Origin of the sequence: Pseudomonas sp. CCI1.1 (assembly GCF_034348165.1) — a bacterium.
Classification (GTDB): domain Bacteria; phylum Pseudomonadota; class Gammaproteobacteria; order Pseudomonadales; family Pseudomonadaceae; genus Aquipseudomonas; species Aquipseudomonas paracarnis.
On the sequence record NZ_CP133780.1, the window covers coordinates 810,733 to 832,020 of the forward strand.

Below are 21,288 nucleotides of genomic sequence, written 5' to 3' on the forward strand. Positions count from 1 at the left end.
ATGACCGATCATGAAACGCTCAGCCAGGCAGAAATTATCTGCCAGTCGCTCAGGGAAGAAGACGATGGCGTCAGGCGTGAAGTCCTGGCTCACGCCGGTAGCCGCTGGTCATTGGGCATCCTGCATGCCTTGGGTGTGTACGGTGCGATGCGTCATGCCGAGATAAAACGGCAGATGACGGGTGTGACTCAGCGCATGTTGACCAAGACCCTACGCGCCATGGAGCGCGATGGTTTTTTGGTTCGACGCGAGTTCGGTGAGATTCCGCCACGCGTCGAGTACGAGCTGACGCCCCTGGGCAGGGAGCTTTTGATTCGCATGTCGCCTGTCTGGACCTGGGTGGTCGAAAACGTGGAGGACTTTCGCAAGGCGCGGCGTATGTTCGACAGTCAGGAGGGCAAAAAACCGGCATGGCAGGTTCCCACACCGGTTCCCGACGCGTCTCGGTAAGCGCTTAGGCTGTGCAAGTGTATGCCTCGATCCACCCCTAGCTGTACGGGGCGCAGCGCGCCATAACCCACTACTGTCGCAGGCACATCACCACCGCTTGGATGCCGCGCCATGTTCATGTCTACCAGCCTGTTATCAGCCTTCGTGCTGTTCGCTTTTGTCTCTTCGATCACCCCTGGGCCCAACAACACCATGTTGCTGGCCTCAGGCGTGAATTTCGGCTTTCGCCGTTCGATGCCCCATGCGCTGGGGATCAGTATCGGTTTCATGCTGTTGGTGATTTGTGTGGGGCTTGGCTTGGGCGAGGTGTTCAAGCTGTTTCCGTGGGCCTACACGCTGTTGCGTTATGTCGGCGCCGCGTATTTGTTGTATCTGGCGTGGAAGATTGCCAATGCGGGCGGTATGTCTGATAACCCAAATGAACATGGCAAGCCGATGACCTTCCTCGGTGCGGCGGCCTTCCAGTGGGTCAATCCCAAAGCCTGGATCATGGCGTTGGGGGCGATTACCACCTACACGCCGGCCGAGGGTTATGTCACCAATGTGCTGGTGATCGCCCTGGTTTTTGCGGTGGTCAACCTGCCGAGTGTGTGCGTATGGGTGGGGTGTGGCAGTGGCTTGCGCAACTTGCTGCGCGAGCCGCGCTGGTTACGGATGTTCAACTGGTCCATGGCCGGGCTGTTGGTGCTGTCGCTGTATCCGATGCTGTTTGTGGGTTGAGGCGGGCGTAGGTAACCACGATGCGAAGCCTGCGTTCGGGCACACCGAGCCAAGGCGAGGTGCCGAGGGTGGGGCAAGAGCCCTTTGGTTACTTTGGGCTGGGCCGGCATTCCGGCTCTTTTCCAAAGTGACCCGCCGTCAGGCGGAACCCTAAGTGGCCGTTACCGCAGCAATGGATATGCACACAATCCAATTGTGTCGGCTGTCAGGCCGCCTTCGCGAGCAAGCCCGCTCCCACAGTTTGATCGCGGGGTGTCAGGTAGATAGGCGTCGGCTGTCAGGCCGTCATCGCAGGCAAGCCAGCTCCCACAGTTGGATCGTGGGGCGTCGGGTATGAGGCCGTCACGGGAGCAAGCTCCCTCGCCACGTTGATGCGGGCTTAGACCGGTGAGATGGTCGCCAACATGCCGATGCCAATGGTCAACACCAAAAAGCCAAACAGGAAAATTGCCATCTTGGTCATAAGGCCTCCGAGGGGAAGGGGACGACAGGAATGTCGGGATGGGGCTATTGTCCGCCTCAAGCGGTTTTCAATACAGGCGCAGATTGAAAAGAAAAAACCGTATCAGATCAGCGCGCAGCGCCTGGGCCGTGGCTTTTGAAGCGAACAGTTTTTATCAAGATCAGTGCAATGGCCGCTACCCGCCTTGAGCGTCACCTGAGACAGCCACTGCATTTGCCCCTAAGATAGCGCCCACTGCACAACAATAAGCGTGGGCCGACCCTCGATGGAAAGACGCCAGTTCAGCGGTGGCATGCAAGGCAAGAACCTGCGCTACCTCAGTGATAACCCCCAGCAATCAACCTCGGTCACCCGTGTCGGTTTTTTGCTGCTCGAACACTTCTCCTTGCCGGCCTTTACCCAGACCCTCGATACGCTGGTGACTGCCAATCTGTTGCGCCCTGATCTGTTCGCTACGCGCACCTTCGGCTGGGGTGGGGGTTATGCCGAGATAAGGCAAAAATTAGGACATTCGTTCTGCAAGATATTGAACTAAAAGGAAATTTATTGAGTTCTTGATTGCTGGTCATCCCCCGCCTGACTAGCCGTCTATGCTGATGTTTTGCCTTACTTGGGGGATGAACTCAATGGCTTCGGTGGAAAGGACAGCCTACCCGCTCTTGCCCAGTCAGTTGCCAGCTAAGGAGCTGCATCGATGCTATTCCCTGTCTGATTCAGAGATCGAATGGGTCAATAACACCGCTAAGAGTCCAGCGCTATCGATTGGGCTGGCAATCCAACTAAAGGTGTTTCAGCAGCTACACTATTTTGTTCCGTTCGAGGAGCTTCCTCAGGAGCTCATCAGTCATGTCCGACAATGCCTTCGCTACGGCGCACGAATAGCTCCGCGCTACAGCAACCCCCGCACCCTTTACCGACACCAAGCGGCGGTTCGGCAGTACCTGCAGGTTACACCCTTCTATAGCAGCGACGGGCTAGCGATCACTGAGGAAATCGCACGTGACTGCGCTGTAGTGCTTGAGCAGCGAGTCGATCTCATTAATGCCATGCTTGATGAGCTGATTCAGCGTGGCTATGAGCTTCCGGCTTATTCGACGCTCAACAACATCGCAGAAACCGCTTTGGCGAGTGCTCAGGAAGTTACCTTCAACCTGATCGTGCTCCGAGCGCCAATCGAGGTGATCTACAAGCTAAAGGAGCTGCTCGACACGGATTTCGGGCGTCGGCAGAGTGACTTCAACGCACTCAAGCAGGCACCCAAGAAGCCTTCCCGCAAGCACCTGGAGGTGTTGATCGACCACCTGGCGTGGTTAGAGAGCTTCGGAGATCTGGATGCCATTCTTGAGGGGGTCGTCGATGCTAAGATCCGCCACTTCGCCACCCAAGCCGCCGCGTCGGACGTCGCCGAGCTGAAGGACTGCTCGCTGCCGAAACGCTACACACTGATGCTGGCCTTGATCTATCGGATGCGGGTGCGAACTCGGGATCACCTGGCCGAGATGTTCATCCGACGGATTTCGACGATCCACAAACGCGCCAAGGAGGAGTTGGAGCAAATCCAGGCGCGGCAACGCCAGAAGCTGGAGCAACTGGCGGCCACCCTGGATGGCGTGGTGCAGATTCTTGTTCAGGAACCGGATGACCAGGAGGCTGGCAGTCTGATCCGGGAATTCCTCTCTCCCGATGGCAACCTGGATCGGTTGCGCGAGACTTGCGCCGAAGTCCAGGCTACGGGCGGTAACAACTACCTGCCGCTGATCTGGAAGCACTTCAAGTCCCATCGCTCGCTGTTGTTCCGTCTGAGCCACCTTCTTCAACTGGAACCCACGACTCAGGATCGCTCACTTATCCAGGCGCTTCAGCTCATCCAGGACAGCGAAAATCTACACCGCGAGTGGATCGACGAGCATGTCGACTTGTCGTTTGCGTCGGAGCGCTGGGTTAAGGTCGTGCGTCGTCCTGCCAGTGAAGGGCCACCTACCAACCGGCGCTATCTGGAAGTCTGCGTGTTCTCTTACCTGGCCAGTGAGCTGCGCTCGGGTGATATGTGCGTGCTGGGGTCGGAATCTTTCGCCGACTACCGTAAGCAGTTGCTGCCCTGGGAAGAATGTTTCCATCGTCTACCGGCCTACTGCGAAAAGGTGGGGCTGCCTGGCACGGCGAAGGAGTTTGTCGCCTCCCTCAAGATTCAGCTGGAGGAAACCGCGCAGCATCTGGATGAAAAATTCCCTTCTTGCCGAGGTGACGTATCGATCAATGAAGCCGGCGAACCGGTGCTACGCCGAGTGATAGCGCGGGACATCCCGCCTTCGGCCATCTCGCTACAGACGGCGCTTATGCAGCGCATGCCGGCCAGGCACGTGCTCGACATCATGGCCAACATTGAGCATTGGATTCAGTTCACTCGGCATTTCGGGCCGATGTCCGGCAACGAGCCAAAGCTCAAAGAACCGGCCGAGCGCTACCTGATGACGATCTTCGCCATGGGCTGCAACCTTGGCCCCAACCAGGCCGCACGGCATCTGGCCGGTAATGTCACGCCGCACATGCTGTCCTATACGAATCGCCGCCATCTCTCGCTTGAGAAGTTAGACAAGGCTAACCGCGAGCTGGTGGAACTCTATCTGCAACTTGACCTGCCCAAGCTCTGGGGCGATGGCAAGGCGGTGGCCGCGGACGGTACGCAGTTCGACTTCTATGACGACAATCTGCTGGCCGGCTACCACTTCCGCTATCGCAAGATGGGGGCCGTGGCGTACCGACACGTGGCCAATAACTACATCGCGGTGTTCCAGCACTTCATCCCGCCTGGTATCTGGGAGGCAATCTATGTGATTGAGGGGTTGCTCAAGGTCGACCTCAGCGTCGAACCCGATACGGTGTACTCTGACACCCAGGGCCAGTCGGCCACGGTGTTCGCCTTCACTCATCTGCTGGGCATCAATCTGATGCCGCGTATCCGCAACTGGCGCGACCTGGTGATGTGCCGGCCAGATCGCGGCGTTTCGTATAAACACATCAACCGTCTGTTCACCGACACCGCCGACTGGCACCTGATCGAAACCCACTGGCAGGATCTGATGCAGGTCGCGTTGTCAATCCAGGCCGGCAAGATTTCCTCACCTATGCTGCTGCGCAAACTTGGCTCCTACAGTCGGCGCAACAAGCTCTATCATGCCGCGCAAGCGCTGGGCAGTGTGATCCGGACGATCTTCCTACTCAACTGGATCGGCAGCCGCGAGTTGCGCCAGGAAGTCACCGCCAACACCAATAAGATCGAGTCCTACAACGGCTTCTCTAAGTGGCTGTCCTTTGGCGGTGACGTGATCGCCGAAAACGATCCGGACGAGCAACAGAAACGCCTGCGCTACAACGACATGGTGGCCTCGTCGGTGATCCTGCAGAACACCGTGGACATGATGCGCATCCTGCAGAAGCTCGCCCGTGATGGCTGGCAGTTCACTGACGACGACGTATCGTTTCTCAGCCCCTACCTAACCAGCAATGTCAAACGTTTTGGGGAGTTCAACCTGAAACTCAAACGCCCACCGGAACCCTGGATCAAGGATTCCATTTTCCAGCAGGCTGCGGGATCAATGCGTGCGAAACAGATGTCTGACAGCAACGTTGAGGTGACGAACTGATGCATATCCCGCCAGCTTCGTTCCGCGTGACACCTTATGGGGACGTCGATACCAAGGTACTCGACTCTCTGCGTGCAAGCTACGACACCGCTCAGTTGCTCAACTTGGTCGACCGGCTGGATGCCTGCCTTGCTGAAATCGGAGGGGTCGGCAGCATTCGAGAAGACTTCCTACGCCTGCATGGCATGGCCATGACGGTACTGGAAGGTTTCCCCCTCACTGTGGCTACCAGTGATGTCGACAGTATTTGGGCGCAGGCGATGGCCCTTCAAGAGGATATTTCTGCTTTATGTTCATGCTTGCAGGCGGGTTCTAAACACGTTGCTCCTTTGGCAGCGCTTGCTCCTGACTATCAGGACTAGACTATTCGTGCAAATGGGCTGCCGGCAGACTGAATACAATGGAGGTGCAGAGTAAAACTGATGCTGCAGGACTGACGAGTAACTCTATAGCATCGCTGTACTGTGGGGTGAATTTGACTCTGGGTAGCCGGTTTTGACGCCCTGTAGGCACGCTGCCATCCTCCCGGGCATCGGCCTAGATAAAACTACTGACGAAGCCTTCGGGCTTACATTAGCCACGAGCGGACTTGCATTAAATCTCAATGGACTCACGCTTTCTAAAAAAAACCAGAGCCACTTTCCAGAGGCAAAGATTAGTCGTCGTGACGGGTACTGACCTCTGGTGTGCAGGGGTGATCAGGCTCGGATGCCGCTCTCTTATCCGCGCGCGATATGAAGCGCTGATAGCATTCAAGGCCACAGAAGTGCACGACGTACTCGGTACCTTCCGGCGTCAGTGCGGCGTCAAGGGAAATTTCCTTGCAACATTCGCAGCAACTGATAGTGGGGGTGTCGTTTGCGTTCATGATGGGGTTTCTCCATCGTCCAAGAAAACCTAGTAACTCTTCCACACCTGCGATCGAACCTGCGCGCAGATCGACCTGCGGCTGGCAGTGCAGCAACAATTCCCAACGCTCCCAAGCCTGCCGCAACTCGGCAGCGGAGACCGCGCCGTGCTCCGAGCGGGTCACGCCCGCTTCCGAAAGGCCCGTAGAGCCGCTCTCAGGAAGAGGACGAAGAGAACCGTCAGCACGAGCGTCGCGAGGCTCCAATGCTCGCTGACGAAGGCCCCGGCCGCAGTCCCCGAGAGCAGTAATGCCAGCACCGGCAGATGGCAGGGGCAAGTGAGCGCGGCGAGCACACCCCACGTGTAGGCGTGCCAGCGGGGCATCTTGATTGATTCGGATTGGTTGGTATTACGCATGGGTGTGACCTTCGATGGCACGATGAGTCAGCCCGGCCAACTCCGTTTTCACTGCGTCTAAAGCTGCCAGCCGGGTCGCGATTTGCCCAAGCAAGCGGTCGATACACCCGATCACATCGGTACTATCGTCTGCATCGAGCGCTCGACAGAGCCGCGCCAATTCGTCGAGCCCGATACCGGACTCAAAGGCGGCACGTACGAAGCACAGCCGCGCCAGGGACCGCTCATCGAAAATGCCGTAACCGCTTTCCGTGCGCCGCGCGGGGTGCAGCAAGCCGCGCAGCATATAATCTCGGACTATATGGACACTGACGCCCGCGTCCTCGGCCAATCTGGATATGGAGTAGGCATTCATCGCCGACACTCCCGACCTTCACCGCAAACTGGGGCGCTCAGATATTTCCTTCCGGCTAGGCGCTCAGGTAGCCAGATGAGCAACGGTGCAGCTCCCAGAGCCAGTAGCAGCCACAACCTGGAGAGATGCTCGCCGTTTTGGTCAAACACATAAGCCAATAGCGCACCAACTGCGAGCAACAGGAAGTGAGGCCCCGTTATGTAGCAGTGAAGGCGGCGACAACGCGTGGCGTTGACCAGGCAGGCGCCGCCCATCACGGCCAGCGCGGCGCCTGCTGCCAGGAACAACGCGGGGCGTCGATTAGACAGAACAATCGCTATCGTCGCCACGACGGCAGGCAGGCCCCAGAAGCTGACCAACTGCCATGTCTTGCGTAGGCTGTCGCACCTACCGAGATCGTCTGCCGTGTTGCTCATGTTTCAACCTCCCTCTCTCATTACCCTGCGCAGCAGGACAATTGTTTGACGTCTTTGTTAAAGGTCTGTGCGGCGAGTTTCAGTCCCTCGACCATCGTCAGGTAGGGGAACAACTGGTCAGCCAATTCCTGCACGGTCATACGGTTGCGGATGGCGAGTACCGCCGTCTGGATCAGTTCTCCTGCTTCCGGGGCCACAGCCTGCACTCCCAGCAGTCGGCCGGAGCCCGCTTCGGCAACCAACTTGATGAAACCCCGCGTGTCGAAGTTGGCCAACGCGCGCGGCACGTTGTCCAGGGTCAAGGTGCGGCTGTCGGTTTCGATCCCGGCGTGCTGCGCTTCGGCTTCGCTGTAGCCGACGGTGGCCACTTGCGGATCGGTGAACACCACGGCCGGCATGACGTCGAGATTGAGCTTGGCCTCGCCGCCGGTCATGTTGATTGCCGCGCGGGTGCCAGCCGCTGCCGCGACGTAGACGAACTGCGGTTGGTCGGTGCAGTCGCCGGCCGCATAGATATCCGCTGCGCTGGTGCGCATGCGCTCGTCGATCTGGATGCCGCCGCGCTCGTCCAGCTGCACGTCGGCCGCTTCCAGGTTCAGGCCCTGGGTATTGGGCGTGCGGCCGGTGGCGACGAGCAGTTGGTCGGCACGTAACTCACCATGGTTGGTGGCCAGTACGAACTCGCCGTTGGCGTGGGACACCTGGCTGGCTTGCGTTTGCTCCAGCACTTCGATGCCCTCCATACGGAAGGCCTCCGTCACCGCCGCGCCGATGGCCGGGTCTTCGTGGAAGAACATCGCACTGCGTGCCAGGATCGTGACCTCGCTACCCAGCCGGGCGAAGGCCTGCGCCAGTTCCACTGCCACTACGGAGGCGCCGATCACGGCGAGCCGCTTAGGGATTGTATCGCTCGCCAGTGCCTGGTCTGAGGTCCAGTACGGCGTGTCTTTCAGTCCTGGAATCGGTGGAACGGCCGCGCTTGCGCCGGTGGCGACCAGGCAGCGGTCGAAGGCTACGATGTGCTCGCCACCCTCGGCCAGTTTCACGCTGAGCGTGTGGCCGTCCTGGAAACGGGCGGTGCCGCGCAGCACGCTGATCGCCGGCGTGCTCTCCAGGATGCTTTCGTACTTGGCGTGGCGCAGTTCGGCGACACGGTCTTGTTGCTGCGCGAGCAGACGTTCGCGTAGGACGGTCGGCGTCATGGCGGAAAGCCCGGCGTCGAACGGGCTCTCGCGGCGCAGATGGGCCACATGCGCGGCACGAATCATGATCTTGGAGGGCACGCAGCCCACGTTGACGCAGGTGCCGCCGATGATGCCGCGCTCGATCAGGGTGACGCGGGCACCGCCTTCCACCGCCTTGAGCGCGGCCGCCATGGCGGCGCCACCACTGCCGATGACCGCGACGTGGAGCTTGTCGCCCTCTTTCCCGGCGTCAGTGCTGCTCAACCAACCCCGTGCCTTATCGAGCAGGCCAGGACGGGCTTGTACCATGGCGTCTTCGAACGCCGCTCGATACCCCAGGGCCTCGACAGCGGCCTGCATCTGCTCACGGCTTGCGCCCTCGTCGACCTTCAGTTCGGCCTTCCCGCTGGCGTAGGAAACATCCGCCCGATGCACGCCCGGAATCTTCTCCAAGGCCTCTTTCACATGCACGACACAGGAGGCGCAGGTCATACCAATGATTTTCAGTTCGGTCATTTCGTTACTCATTAGATCGTCTCTTGTCAGGTTCACTGGTTTGGCGGCGTCGGACAGGCATCCGGCCCACAACGGCGATGAGCGGGCGACACGAGATCCCATATCGACACCCCAAACATGAGGGCCAGGCCGATATAGAGCAGCCAACCGCTCCGCCAGCCATAAGCCCGCATAAAAAATACCGCTGCCAGTACCAGGGTAGGACCGATCAGGCCGAGCGCAGTCCGTCGCCACTGCCGATGATTGAGCCAGCCGAGGGCATTGACGAGCAGAGCCAGTCCAGCAAACAGAGGCAGCAGCGTGGTGATGAACAGGCCTTCCCACTGGCTCAAAAAGCCCAGACCGAACGCGGCCCCCAGACTAGCAAGGGCGGGAAAGCACATGGCGCAGCCTATGGCAGAAATCAGCACGCCGACGGAGCCGGCTTTGTCACCGATCCGCGTGAACAGATTGAGAGGATTTGCCATCGGAAGTCCCTCCTATTGCTTGACGCTGGACGGATAGCCAGCGTCCTCGGTCGCCTTAGTCAGCGCCAGGGCATTGGTCTTGGTATCGTCGAAGGTGACGATGGCCTCGCGGTTCTCGAAACTCACCTCAGCCTTGGTCACGCCATCGACCTTGGTCAACGCCGTCTTCACCGTAATCGGGCAGGCGGCGCAGGTCATGCCCGGCACCGCCAGGGTGACGGTCTGCGTGGCCGCCCAGACGGGTGTGGCGACCAGGCTGGCGAGGGCTAAGGATGCGAGCAGTTTTCTCATGGTGAACTCCTGATCAGTAGAACAAGGGAAGGATGTAGGGGAAGCCGAGCGCGACCAGCACCAAGGCCGCCACCAGCCAGTACAGCAGCTTGTAGGAGGTACGTACCTGAGGGATGGCGCAGACCTCGCCCGGTGCGCAGGCTTGAGCGGGGCGGAAAATGCGCCGGTAGGCGAAGAACAGCGCCACCAGTGCCGCGCCGATGAAGAGCGGGCGGTACGGTTCCAGCACGGTCAGGTTACCGATCCAGGCCCCGCTGAATCCCAGTGCGATCAGAATCAGCGGCCCGAGACAGCAAGCCGAGGCGAGAATCGCCGCAAGCCCCCCGGCGACAAGAGGGGCGCGCCCGTTTGATGGTTCAGACATGCATTTCTCCTTTCGAGCATTTGATCGATGGTTTAAGGTTAGTCCCGTAGTCATGTACGGAATCAAGCGGTATGAAAAACAATTTGGAAAGCCTGACCATTGGCGCTTTCGCCAAGGCGGCCGGGGTCAACGTGGAAACCATCCGGTTCTATCAACGCAAGGCGCTGTTACCCGAACCGGACAAGCCCTACGGCAGCATTCGCCGTTACGGTGAGGCGGATGTCGCCCGGGTGAAATTCGTTAAATCCGCGCAACGGCTGGGCTTTAGCCTCGATGAAGTGGCCGGGCTGTTGAGGCTGGATGACGGTGCTCACTGCGATGAAGCGCGTGTGCTCGCCGAGCAGAAGCTTGGGGATGTGCGTGGCAAGCTCGCGGATCTGCGACGGATCGAGTCAGTTTTGGAGCAACTGGTTCACGACTGTTGTGCGAGCCACGGGACTGTTTCCTGTCCGCTGATCGTTTCGCTGCATGGGGACAACTCGGGCGTTAACCGAGGATTTCCCGTTGCGTAAGGCGCCCCTGTTGGTCGGCTTGCGCTTAGAAAAAAGCGGCGCTCAATGAGCGCCGCTGAATGGCCAAAGGAGCACTTGCAAAGGGCACAGTTTGGTATTGCTATTTGCCCTCGCGCCTCAGCAGAGTGGGCTCACGTTGCATCTGGTCGAGTAGCACAGGCTCTACTTTGCAGGCGGACAGGCGGGCTGCGCTTCGCTACGGCCTGCCGCCGTGGGGCCCAGTTGCTTAATCTCCTTGACGGTTTCCGCCACCAGGGTCGCTTCAGCCCTCTCGCGTGCAGCAATTCGCTCAATCGCTCGGTCGCTCCCGCCCTCGGCCCATACGGTGGATGACAGCAGAGTCGCACCCACTACCAGCAGCAGTCTTAGGTGTTTCATAACGGCGATCTCCTCTCGGGTTTTCGATCCACGATTCAACTCTACCTCCGTAGTTAAGTACGGAATCAAGGAGAGAGGAGATGAAGGTCCTGGATTATGGCGCTGAGAGGAAATGGCAGGGCTCCGCCATGAAGACGGCGATTGCTTCAGGGCCGTCTAGGGCTGCTGCTGGGTCGTAGTCGTAAATTTTTTCGCTCATTCTGACCTCCACTCGCTGGCGAGTTTTTTAGCCGCTTCAATATCACGGCTTTGGCTGCTTTTGTCGCCGCCGCACAACAGCAAAACGAATTCATCACCTCGCTGCTGGAAATAGGGGTTGGGGGAGCAACGGAACAGAAAGTGCACTTAAGCTCAGTCGCTGCCCCGCAAACCCTTGCAACGTCTGGATAGTTTCGAAAAACGACCGTTTTATGAAACCGTTTCCGCTATCGCGAGGAAAGGTCACCAACACCCGAAAATCAGTGCAATAAACCTTTCTCACGAATCAAAGTTCGTTAATTCGCAGTCGCTGACGAGTAAAACGAACTCTAATTCGGCTTACGTTGGTTTTCAGTTCCATTGCTCCCCAACCCCCATGGTCAGTCTTGGCCAGTTGACCCATCGCCTTGGCAAAGTCCCTCGCTTGCCTTGGGTTCACGCGAATGATCGGTAAGCCTGCGCTATAGAACGCATCCAGAGCGTCTTGCTCATAGCCTCCCGTGGCTTCGAGCACGACCTGGGTAGGCTCAAACGGCTGCATCCAGGCAATTGCCTGTTTCCATCCTGCCGGATCGTTAGTTGTTCGAAGAGGCTTTTTGTGTCGATGTACGCTGATGTCGAGGGTGGCTTTGCTCACATCTATGCCAATGCCGATGCAGGTCATCACAATCTCCGATAATCTGAGTAAGTCGAGAGTCTCTCCTCACCGGCCCAGCCTTATCTTCGAGTGCAACCTCGGGCAACTGTACGGGCGTGTGTGGGGAGATATCGGCGTGGAGACCTTGCTACGTAACGATCGGCTAAATCGAGGAGCGAGCGATCGTCCACGTCGACTCTCGGCACCTAATCTGACAGATCGCGAATAGATAAGGAGTGAGCGCAGCTCGCGAAAGAGCCAGTGAAATCAGCACATTTGCGGTGAATGTACCTTAGCCTTCGCGAGCTAGCGCTCGCTCCTACGGATTTTGGGCTGGCCTTGATACTGAGTACGACACAAGTTTCGTAGGAGTGAGCGTAGCTCGCGAAAGGGCCAGTGAAATCAGCACATTTGCGGTGACTGCACCTTAGCCTTCGCGAGCTGGCGCTCGCTCCTACGGGGCGCGGGTTTGCTGCGCGATAACGACTTTATGGCTGACCGGGAGCTACAGGAGTCGTCCTGAGTCGGTCCGGGAAATAATCAAGCTTCATAGCGCTCAACTATGACCCGTCCTGCGCTGCGCGCACCGCTCAACAACGTGCTTGCTACAACGCCACACGACTGATTGCCGCTTCGAAATCGCGCACAAACCCCGGCGAGTCGAACAGCGGTGACGTATCACGTGCCTGAACCAGACGCTGACGCAGCCCCGGCAGCAGATCGGCCTGGGTCGCCAGTTGCACGGCACGCTCTTCGTATTCGGCCAGCGTGGTGGTGATCAGCTCCGGCAGGTCCAGCGCGGTCAACAGGCTGCCGGCCATGCGCGAGGCGAAGGTGCGGCCCGAGCGGGTCAGCACCGGCAGGCCCATCCACAGCGCGTCGTTGGCCGTGGTGCCGGCATTGAACGGGTACGCATCCAGGAACAGGTCCGCTGCGGTATAGCGGGCCAGGTACTCCGGCGGTGCCACACGCGGTGCAAACAGCAAGCGGGCCGGGTCGATGCCCTGTTGCTCGGCTCTGGCGCACAGGTTGTTTTGCGCCCAGGTGTTGTCGGCCAGCAGCCACAGCAGGCTGTCGGGGGCGCGCTTGAGAATGCGCATCCAGCAGTCGAACACTTCTTCGTTGAATTTGTAGTTGTTGTTGAACGAGCAAAACACGAAGCGATCGTCCGGCAAACCGCACTGCGCACGGGTCGGCAGATCGGCCACCGGGCGCTGCCGGTCGCTGCACTGGTAGATCTTGTCCAGGTACAGCGGCGTCTCGCTGTAATAGGGTTTTTCGCTGTCAGGGATCAGGTAGCGGTCGGCAATCACGTAATCGATGCCCGGCAGCCCGGTGGTGCCCGGAAAGCCCAGGTACGTCATCTGCACCGGCGCAGGTTTGTACGCCACGATGTCCGCGCGTGCGCCGGAGGTCAGGCCGTGCAGGTCGATCAGGATGTCGATCTCGTGATTACGGATGCACTGCGCGGCGGTGGCGTCATTCATGCCGCCGATCAACACAAAGTGGTCCATGGCCTGTTTCACCCGGGCGCGCAGGGCCGAACCGTCTTCGCGGCTCCAGCAGAAGCCATAGACCTCAAAGCGTTCACGATCGATCAGCTCGAACAGCTCGACCGTCAGCAGCGACACGGCATGCAGGCAGAAGTCCGACGACAAAAAACCGATGCGCAGTTTCTGGTGGCCATAACCCTGCGCTGTGGTCAGAGACGGCACCCGCACATTGACCCGCTCTTTGACAAAATGCATCGCAGCGGCCAGTTGCAGGCCGGGGTCATCGCTGCCGGCGAGCAACGCCAAAGGCGAAGACGCCTTGAGCAGATCGCCGCGCGTCAGGCCAACCGGGGCGTCATACACCGGCCACACGCACTGCTTCTGGCGCAAATGCACCCAGTGCTGAATGACCTTGGGCTGGGCCGGGGCGGCCAGCAAGCTGGTGTGCAGAATCGCCTCGGCGGGCTGCAACTGGCGGGTTTCTTCCAGCAGCCGGCCCAGGTTGTTGCAGGTCAACAAGTACAGGTCCTGGCTTTGCTGCGCATCGACCAGCTTGTTGTCGAGCATCGATTGCCAGGTGGCCAGCGCTTCCTGCGGCTTGAGCTGACGCTCCAGCAGCGTGCCCAGATTGAACCAGGCCTGCGCGAACTCAGCGTTTTGCGCAATCGCCGCGCGATACGCCTGTTCGGCTTCTGCCACCCGTCCAAGGTTGGACAGCGTGACGCCCAGGTTGAACTGAATGATGTAATTGACCGCCGAGTGGCAGTGCGCAAGCCAGCGCTGATACAGCGTCGCGACATCGGCCGGGCGCTGCGCGGTCAGCAGCCGATCAGCGACCTGCAGCAGTTGCATCGGCTCCAGCGCGACACGCTCGGCCTGTTGCAGGGCGCAGGTCAGCACCTCATTGAGGTCTGGACTATCAAGATTCCCGGTCAGCATGAGTGAAGGCTCCACACATAAAAAAATACCGGACTCTTGCGAGCCCGGTATCAAGGTCTATCAAAGGTTTAACACTGAATATCAGCTAATCCAAGTGTGAACATCGGTGGCGACCAGCACTTGCACGTCACCGTCGTTGAACACGTTGTAGTTCGTGCCATCGACTGTTGCGGTGCCAGCGGCTTGCCATTCGCCTGCCGCGCCCTGGATCTGCACGCTGTCGTTCTGATCACCGTTGATGATCATCTGCACCGGCGCTGCGGCACCGTTGCCCAGATCCACCTGACCGGCCTGGCCAAGCTGGCTGACCGCGTTGGCATCGAGGGTCAGCGACGTAGTGGCACCGTTGTCGGCCGCCAGGTCGATGCTGCCCAGGGTATGGGCACCCACGACCGAGACATCCAGCTGGGTCAGGTCGATGGACTCGCCGCCATTGGCATCGGTGCGGAACCACACGTCAGCAATGGTGTGCGACTGGCCATCGCTGGTTTCGAAGCTGCTGTGCAGCCCGATCAGGTTGCCGTGGTTCAGCTCGGTGGTGGTCGCCGCTTCCAGATTGAACTGGGTGATACCCAGGTCTTTCAGGCTGTGCAGCTCGCCCGCGTCGCTGATGCCGTCGTTGTTGCTGTCGACCCAGACCTGCAAGGCAGCAAACAGCTGGTCGCCGGCGTTCACCACGCCGTCGTTGTTGCTGTCCATGCTTTGCAGGGCTTCGAAGCCGTCTTTGGCCAGCGAACCGTCCGCCAGGCGGAACGAGGAACCGAACAGCTCGGAACCATTGTTGATCGCGCCGTCGCCATTGACGTCCAGCACCAGCAGGCCGTCGCCGCCGGCCGTCCAGCCGGTGGCTTCTTTATGGCCGTCGGCGTTGAGGTCGAAGCGTGTGCCAGCCACCAGGTGCGTGGTCTGCACGCCGTCACCGTTGAGGTCCAGAACCAGCGGCGTGGACAAGGCCAGCGCGTCGATCTGGGCTGCGGTCATGGCTTGCAGCTGCGGCGTGGTGAAGGCGTCGACCTGGGTCATTTTCAGGTTGGACAGTTGGGCGGTGGTCAGGGCTGCTGCCTGGGCAGTGGTCAGGGCCACCACTTGAGTCGTGGTCAGCGATGCCAGATCGGCCGTTTCGATCGCCACGATCTGCGCGGTGGTCAGGGCAGCAATATCCGCCGTTTCCAGAGCGCTGATCTGATCAGTGGTCAGGGCGGCAATCTGCGTGGTAGTCAGCGCAGCGACCTGGCCTGTGGTCAGAGCCACCAACTGGGCACTGGTCAAGGCGGCGATGTCGGCGTTTTCCAGAGCGACGATCTGTGCGGTGGTCAGATTGGCCACTTGCGCAGTGGTCAGTGAAGACACCTGCTCGGTGGTCAGTGCAACGATCTGAGCGGTGGTCAGGGCGGCGGCGTCCACGGTTTGCAGTGCAGCGATCTGAGTCGGCTTGAGTGCGGCGATCTGAGTGGTGGTCAAGGCTGCGACCTGGCCGGTGGTCAGCGCAACGATGCCAGCAGTGGTCAGAGCGGCCACATCAGCGGTTTCCAGAGCCACGATCTGCCCGGTGGTCAGGTTGGCCACTTGAGCGGTGGTCAGGCCTGCAACCTGAGTGGTGGTCAGCGCTACCACTTGAGCAGTGGTCAATGCCGCGACATCGGCCGTTGGCAGTGCGGCGATCTGGGCTGCCGTCAGGTTGGCCACTTGAGCGGTGGTCAGGGCCACGGTTTGCGCCGTGGTCAGGCCAGCGATGGCTGCTGTGGTCATGGACGCCAGATCGGCCGTTTGCAGAGCGGCAACCTGAGTCGTGGTCAGCGCGGCAACCTGTGCAGATTTCAGCGCGCCAGCCTGTGCAGTGGTCAAGGCCACGATCTGGTCGGTGGTCAACGCGGCAGCCTGTGCGGTCGTCAGCGCAGCAATGCTGGTGACTGGCAAGGCAGCAATGTCGACCGTTTCAATCGCGGCAATCTGCGCGGTGGTCAAGGCGGCGACCTGAGCGGTCGTCAGTGCAGCAACCTGGGCGGTGGTCAGCGCGACAACCTGAGCGGTGGTCAACGCAGCCAGGTCCACGGTTTGCAGGGCGGCAATCTGAGTTGGCTTGAGCGCTGCGACCTGAGCAGTCGTCAGTGCAGCCACTTGAGCGGTGGTCAGCGCAACGATGCCGGCGGTGGTCAGCGAAGCGACATCCGCCGTTTCCAGCGCAGCCACTTGCGCGGTGGTCAGATTGGCCACTTGGGCAGTGGTCAAACCGGCCACCTGAGCGGTGGTCAGGGCGGCGATCTGGCCGGTGGTCAAGGCGACGACCTGAGTGGTGGTCAGCGCGGCAACGCTCGCCACTGGCAAGGCTGCAATGTCGGCCGTTTCAAGGGCAACGACTTGAGCGGTGGTCAGGGCCGCGATCTGGTTGGTTTTCAGTGCCGCCACTTGGCCGGTGGTCAGTGCGACGACCTGAGCGGTGGTCAATGCGACGACATCTGCCGTTTCCAGCGCGGCAATTTGTGTCGGCTTGAGCGCTGCGACCTGAGTGGTGGTCAGGTTGGCCACTTGAGCAGTGGTCAGCGCGACGATACCAGCAGTGGTCAGCGAGGCGAGATCCGCTGTTTGCAGTGCAGTGACCTGGGCAGTCGTCAGGTTGGCCACTTGGGCAGTGGTCAGCGCAGCCGCTTGAGCGGTGGTCAGGGCGACGATCTGATCGGTGGTCAGCGCAGCGGCGTCCACGGTTTGCAGAGCGGCAATCTGAGTTGGCTTGAGCGCCGCGATCTGAGCGGTGGTCAGTGCCGCGACCTGGGCGGTGGTCAACGCGACGATGCCAGCAGTGGTCAGCGAAGCGATGTCAGCCGTTTGCAGGGCAGCGACCTGGGCGGTGGTCAGGTTGGCCACTTGTGCAGTGGTCAGGCCAGCTACCTGCGCGGTGGTCAGGGCGACAATCTGGTCAGTGGTCAACGCGGCCGCTTGAGCGGTGGTCAACGCTGCAACACTGGTCACCGGCAAGGCAGCAATATCAGCGGTTTCCAGGGCGACCAGTTGAGCGGTCGTCAGGGCAGCCACCTGTGCCGTGGTCAGCGCGGCGACTTGACCAGTGGTCAGGGCGACGATCTGTGCGGTGGTCAATGCCGCCACATCAACGGTTTGCAGGGCAGCGATCTGAGCAGGCTTGAGTGCGGCCACTTGAGCGGTGGTCAGGTTGGCCACTTGTGCAGTGGTCAGCGCGACGATACCGGCGGTAGTCAAGGACGCGAGATCTGCAGTTTGCAGCGCAGCGACTTGTGCCGTAGTCAGGTTGGCCACTTGAGCGGTGGTCAAGGCAGCCGCCTGAGCAGTGGTCAGGGCGACGACCTGATCGGTGGTCAGCGCAGCCGCATCCACGGTTTGCAAGGCAGCGATCTGGCCCACGGTCAGTGCAGCGACCTGAGCTGTAGTCAGTGCAGCCACTTGAGCCGTGGTCAGCGCGACAATGCCGGCGGTGGTCAGCGAGGCGAGATCGGCCGTTTGCAGTGCAACGACCTGAGCGGTGGTCAGTGCAGCCACTTGAGCCGTGGTCAGGCCAGCGACCTGCGCGGTGGTCAGGGCGACGATCTGCGCCGTGGTCAGCGCAGCCGCTTGAGCGGTGGTCAGCGCGGCCACACTGGAAACCGGCAGGGCTGCAAGATCAGCGGTTTCCAGGGCAACCAACTGGGCCGTGGTCAGCGCGGCGATTTGTGCGGTGGTCAGGGCGGCGACTTGACCGGTGGTCAGGGCGACGATCTGCGCCGTGGTCAGGGCGGCCAGGTCAACGGTCTGCAAGGCCGCGATCTGGGTTGGCTTGAGGGCGGCCACTTGAGTGGTGGTCAGGTTGGCGACCTGGGCGGTGGTCAACGCCACCACTTGAGCAGTCGTCAACGACGCAAGATCCGCCGTCTGCAACGCGGCCACTTGAGCGGTGGTCAGGTTGGCCACTTGAGCGGTGGTCAAGGCCGCCGCCTGGGCAGTGGTCAGCGCGACGACCTGATCGGTGGTCAGTGCAGCGACATCGGCGGTCGGCAGGGCTGCAACCTGAGCCACGGTCAGTGCAGCGACCTGAGCAGTGGTCAACGCAGCGGCCTGAGCGGTGGTCAATGCAGCAACGGCCGTGGTGGTCAGTGCTGCCAGATCAACCGTTTGCAGTGCCGCGACTTGAGCGGTGGTCAGTGCAGCCACCTGGGTGGCTTTCAAGGCGGCGGCCTGAGCGGTGGTCAGCGCCACAACCTGAGCGGTGGTCAACGCAGCCGCCTGGGCGGTGGTCAGTGCAGCAATGCTGGTGGCCGGCAAGGCCGCGATATCGGCCGTTTCCAGAGCCGCGACCTGAGCGGTGGTCAGAGCCGCGATCTGGTTGGTTTTCAGTGCACCCACTTGAGTGGTGGTCAGTGCCACGACCTGAGCGGTGGTCAGGGCTGCAACATCTGCAGTTTCCAGCGCGGCGACCTGAGTCGCGGTGAGGGCGGCGACCTGAGTGGTGGTCAGTGCGGCGACCTGGCCGGTGGTCAGGGCAACAATACCGGCCGTGGTCAGCGAGGCGACATCTGCAGTTTGCAGCGCAGCAACTTGAGCGGTGGTCAGGTTAGTGACTTGAGCAGTCGTCAGGCCTGCAACCTGAGCGGTGGTCAATGCCACAACCTGATCGGTGGTCAGGGCAGCGACATCGGCGGTCGGCAGGGCTGCAACCTGGGCCACGGTCAGGGCGGCGACCTGAGCGGTGGTCAATGCAGCAGTCTGAGCGGTGGTCAATGCAGCGACGGCCGTGGTGGTCAGTGCTGCCAGATCAGCCGTTTGCAGCGCAGCGACTTGAGCGGTCGTCAGTGCAGCGACCTGGGTGGCTTTCAAGGCGGCGGCTTGTGCGGTGGTCAGCGCGACGACCTGAGCAGTCGTCAGTGCGGCGGTTTGTGCAGTGGTCAGCGCGGCAATGCTGGTGACGGGCAAGGCGGCGATGTCGACTGTTTCCAGCGCGGCGACCTGAGCGGTGGTCAGGGCAGCGATCTGGTTGGTTTTCAGTGCACCCACTTGTGCGGTGGTCAGCGCGACCACTTGAGCGGTGGTCAGCGCTGCAACGTCAGCGGTTTCCAGGGCGGCGACTTGCAGCGGCTTGAGTGCAGCGACCTGGGCGGTGGTCAGGTTGGCCACTTGAGCCGTGGTCAGCGCGGCGATGCCGGCGGTGGTCAGTGCACCGATATCGGCGGTTTCAAGGGCTGCGGTTTGCGCCGTGGTCAGGTTGGCCACTTGTGCGGTGGTCAGCGCGACAACCTGAGCGGTGGTCAACGCAGCCGCCTGGGCGGTGGTGAACGCGGCAATGCTGGCAGCCGGCAAGGCGGCAATGTCAACAGTTTCCAGTGCAGCGACCTGAGCGGTAGTCAAGGCGGCGATCTGGTTGGTTTTCAGTGCGGCAACCTGAGCGGTAGTCAGCGCCACGACTTGAGCCGTGGTCAGCGCTGCAACGTCAGCGGTTTCCAGGGCGGCGACTTGCAGCGGCTTGAGGGCGGCGATCTGAGTGGTGGTCAGGTTGGCCACTTGAGCGGTGGTCAGCGCGGCGATGCCGGCGGTGGTCAGTGCAGCGATATCGGCGGTTTCAAGGGCTGCGGTTTGCGCCGTGGTCAGATTGGCCACTTGTGCGGTGGTCAGCGCAGCGACTTGAGCGGTGGTCAGCGCGACGATCTGAGCGGTGGTCAGGGCCGCGGCATCTGCGGTTTGCAGAGCGGCGATCTGAGTAGGCTTGAGTGCTGCGACCTGGGCGGTGGTCAGTGCAGCCACCTGAGCGGTGGTCAGCGCGACAATACCGGCTGTGGTCAAAGCACCGATATCAGCGGTTTCCAGCGCAGCGACCTGCCCGGTGGTCAGGTTGGCCACTTGAGCCGTGGTCAGGCCTGCGACCTGAGCGGTGGTCAATGCGACGATTTGAGCGGTGGTCAGTGCAGCAGTCTGTGCAGTGGTCAATGCCGCGACGCTGGCTACAGGCAGGGCTGCGATGTCAGCGGTTTCAATGGCCACCAACTGAGCGGTGGTCAGCGCACTGATTTGGTTGGTTTTCAGCGCAGCGACCTGGCCGGTGGTCAGAGCAACGATCTGCGCGGTGGTCAGGGCTGCCAGGTCTACGGTCTGCAGGGCTGCGATCTGAGTTGCCTTGAGGGCGGCGACCTGTGCGGTGGTCAGCGCAGCGACCTGAGCGGTGGTCAGTGCGACGATGCTGCCGGTGGTCAGAGCGGCCACATCGGCGGTCTGCAGCGCAGCAACCTGGGTGGTGGTCAGGTTGGCCACTTGTGCAGTGGTCAGGCCAGCCACTTGAGCGGTGGTCAGGGCCACAACCTGGGCGGTGGTCAGCGCCGCGGCTTGCGCGGTAGTCAGTGCAGTGACGCTGGCAACTGTCAGCGCGGCAACATCGGCGGTTTCAAACGCTGCAACCTGCGCGGTTTTCAGTGCACCGACTTGAGCGGTGGTCAGCGCCACGACTTGAGCAGTGGTCAGGCCAGGCAGTTGCGCGGCGGTGAATGCTCCCACGTTAGCGGTGGTAATGACCGCAACCTGAGCGGTGGTCAGCGCTGCAATCTGCGCTGTGCTGAAGGCGGCAATGTCGGCAGTAGCCAAACCCGCAATGGTTGTGGTGCTCAAGGCAGCAACTTGCGCGGTCGTCAACGAAGAAATAAAGCTCATATACGCGTCCTGTTTAAGGTCATAACCGCGCTGTCAGCGTTGCCGCCTTAGCTTGATGGAAAGAATGGGTTGCCCATGTGTCACCGTTAGCGACCGAGGCTTGAGAAACATTAAGAACTTTTTATATGGCTTTTTGCCTTTTTTTGTTTTTTGGTTATTAAAAGGCATAGCCTTAGAGGCTAAGGCCAGAATACAGGTAATATCATATGGCTATTACTGTTTTTTGAATGCCATTTCCAGCGGCAGACGATCAGCGGTGCAGAGCCGCGCAAGGCTTGTCACCACCTTGACCCTCTGTGGCTCTTCCCCTAGTGTGCGCTGGAACCTCCGTCTGTCGGCGCACGGCGCGCAGTACG

The 21,288-nt window shown here is 60.6% G+C and carries 17 protein-coding genes and 2 pseudogenes; 6 read left to right on the forward strand and 13 right to left on the reverse strand.

Annotated features, from left to right (window positions below; all coding sequences use genetic code 11):
* The 5 genes and pseudogenes from RHM69_RS03570 to tnpC all read left to right on the forward strand — a co-directional run bounded on the left by RHM69_RS03570 (position 1) and on the right by tnpC (position 5,639).
* Positions 1 to 450: a winged helix-turn-helix transcriptional regulator gene (locus RHM69_RS03570; RefSeq protein WP_019817122.1), complete on the forward strand. Its 450-nt coding sequence runs from the start codon at positions 1 to 3 to the stop codon at positions 448 to 450.
* 111 nt (positions 451 to 561) lie between these two features.
* Positions 562 to 1,170 (forward strand): LysE family translocator, encoded by a 609-nt coding sequence (locus tag RHM69_RS03575; RefSeq protein ID WP_168223863.1) that lies wholly within the window; start codon positions 562 to 564, stop codon positions 1,168 to 1,170.
* Between the two features lie 755 nt (positions 1,171 to 1,925).
* Positions 1,926 to 2,141 (forward strand): annotated as a pseudogene (locus RHM69_RS03580) (GlxA family transcriptional regulator); the annotation flags it as partial.
* 118 nt (positions 2,142 to 2,259) lie between these two features.
* Positions 2,260 to 5,277 (forward strand): Tn3 family transposase, encoded by a 3,018-nt coding sequence (locus RHM69_RS03585; RefSeq protein WP_026140367.1) that lies wholly within the window; start codon positions 2,260 to 2,262, stop codon positions 5,275 to 5,277.
* The gene (gene tnpC / locus RHM69_RS03590; RefSeq protein WP_017849612.1) at positions 5,277 to 5,639 is read left to right on the forward strand and encodes a Tn3 family transposase post-transcriptional regulator TnpC; all 363 of its coding nucleotides are present in this window, start codon (positions 5,277 to 5,279) and stop codon (positions 5,637 to 5,639) included. Before RHM69_RS03585 ends, tnpC begins: the two co-directional genes overlap by 1 nt.
* A gap of 293 nt (positions 5,640 to 5,932) precedes the next feature.
* Here tnpC and RHM69_RS03595 read toward each other — a convergent pair whose 3' ends face one another.
* From RHM69_RS03595 to merT, 8 genes are all read right to left on the reverse strand, one after another.
* A complete protein-coding gene (locus tag RHM69_RS03595) occupies positions 5,933 to 6,145 on the reverse strand; it encodes a DUF3330 domain-containing protein (RefSeq protein WP_032805095.1) in 213 nt (70 codons plus the stop codon).
* A 161-nt stretch (positions 6,146 to 6,306) separates the two neighbouring features.
* The gene (merE, locus tag RHM69_RS03600) at positions 6,307 to 6,543 is read right to left on the reverse strand and encodes a broad-spectrum mercury transporter MerE (RefSeq protein ID WP_017849613.1); all 237 of its coding nucleotides are present in this window, start codon (positions 6,541 to 6,543) and stop codon (positions 6,307 to 6,309) included.
* Positions 6,536 to 6,898 carry a mercuric resistance transcriptional repressor MerD gene (merD, locus tag RHM69_RS03605; RefSeq protein ID WP_017849614.1) on the reverse strand — a complete coding sequence of 121 codons (363 nt, stop codon included), beginning with the start codon at positions 6,896 to 6,898 and terminating at the stop codon, positions 6,536 to 6,538. The genes merE and merD overlap by 8 nt, the downstream gene beginning before the upstream one ends.
* Entirely contained in the window at positions 6,895 to 7,314 is a 420-nt protein-coding gene (locus RHM69_RS03610; RefSeq protein ID WP_017849615.1) for a hypothetical protein, read from the reverse strand. The genes merD and RHM69_RS03610 overlap by 4 nt, the downstream gene beginning before the upstream one ends.
* A gap of 20 nt (positions 7,315 to 7,334) precedes the next feature.
* Positions 7,335 to 9,014: a mercury(II) reductase gene (merA, locus tag RHM69_RS03615; protein WP_031633059.1), complete on the reverse strand. Its 1,680-nt coding sequence runs from the start codon at positions 9,012 to 9,014 to the stop codon at positions 7,335 to 7,337.
* A 32-nt stretch (positions 9,015 to 9,046) separates the two neighbouring features.
* A complete protein-coding gene (merC, locus tag RHM69_RS03620; protein ID WP_003131881.1) occupies positions 9,047 to 9,481 on the reverse strand; it encodes an organomercurial transporter MerC in 435 nt (144 codons plus the stop codon).
* A 12-nt stretch (positions 9,482 to 9,493) separates the two neighbouring features.
* Positions 9,494 to 9,772, reverse strand: a complete 279-nt coding sequence (gene merP, locus RHM69_RS03625) for a mercury resistance system periplasmic binding protein MerP (protein ID WP_003131880.1) — start codon at positions 9,770 to 9,772, stop codon at positions 9,494 to 9,496.
* Positions 9,773 to 9,785: 13 nt separating this feature from the next.
* On the reverse strand, positions 9,786 to 10,136 hold the full coding sequence (gene merT, locus RHM69_RS03630; protein ID WP_017849617.1) for a mercuric ion transporter MerT: 351 nt from the start codon (positions 10,134 to 10,136) through the stop codon (positions 9,786 to 9,788).
* Positions 10,137 to 10,207: 71 nt separating this feature from the next.
* On the opposite strand from merT, the gene merR reads away from it, so the two are divergent.
* Complete coding sequence (merR, locus tag RHM69_RS03635; RefSeq protein WP_003131870.1) at positions 10,208 to 10,648, forward strand: Hg(II)-responsive transcriptional regulator; 441 nt, start codon at positions 10,208 to 10,210, stop codon at positions 10,646 to 10,648.
* Between the two features lie 162 nt (positions 10,649 to 10,810).
* On the opposite strand, the gene RHM69_RS03640 is transcribed toward merR, so the two are convergent.
* From RHM69_RS03640 to RHM69_RS03660, 5 genes and pseudogenes are all read right to left on the reverse strand, one after another.
* The gene (locus RHM69_RS03640; protein ID WP_017849619.1) at positions 10,811 to 11,026 is read right to left on the reverse strand and encodes a co-regulatory protein PtrA N-terminal domain-containing protein; all 216 of its coding nucleotides are present in this window, start codon (positions 11,024 to 11,026) and stop codon (positions 10,811 to 10,813) included.
* 195 nt (positions 11,027 to 11,221) lie between these two features.
* A pseudogene (locus tag RHM69_RS03645) lies at positions 11,222 to 11,338 on the reverse strand (type II toxin-antitoxin system RelE/ParE family toxin); the annotation flags it as partial.
* Between the two features lie 172 nt (positions 11,339 to 11,510).
* A complete protein-coding gene (locus tag RHM69_RS03650) occupies positions 11,511 to 11,888 on the reverse strand; it encodes an IS110 family transposase (protein WP_282377477.1) in 378 nt (125 codons plus the stop codon).
* Between the two features lie 578 nt (positions 11,889 to 12,466).
* Positions 12,467 to 14,293 (reverse strand): tetratricopeptide repeat protein, encoded by a 1,827-nt coding sequence (locus tag RHM69_RS03655; protein ID WP_212551052.1) that lies wholly within the window; start codon positions 14,291 to 14,293, stop codon positions 12,467 to 12,469.
* A gap of 81 nt (positions 14,294 to 14,374) precedes the next feature.
* Entirely contained in the window at positions 14,375 to 20,932 is a 6,558-nt protein-coding gene (locus RHM69_RS03660; protein ID WP_322255477.1) for a hypothetical protein, read from the reverse strand.
* Between the last annotated feature and the right edge of the window lie 356 nt (positions 20,933 to 21,288).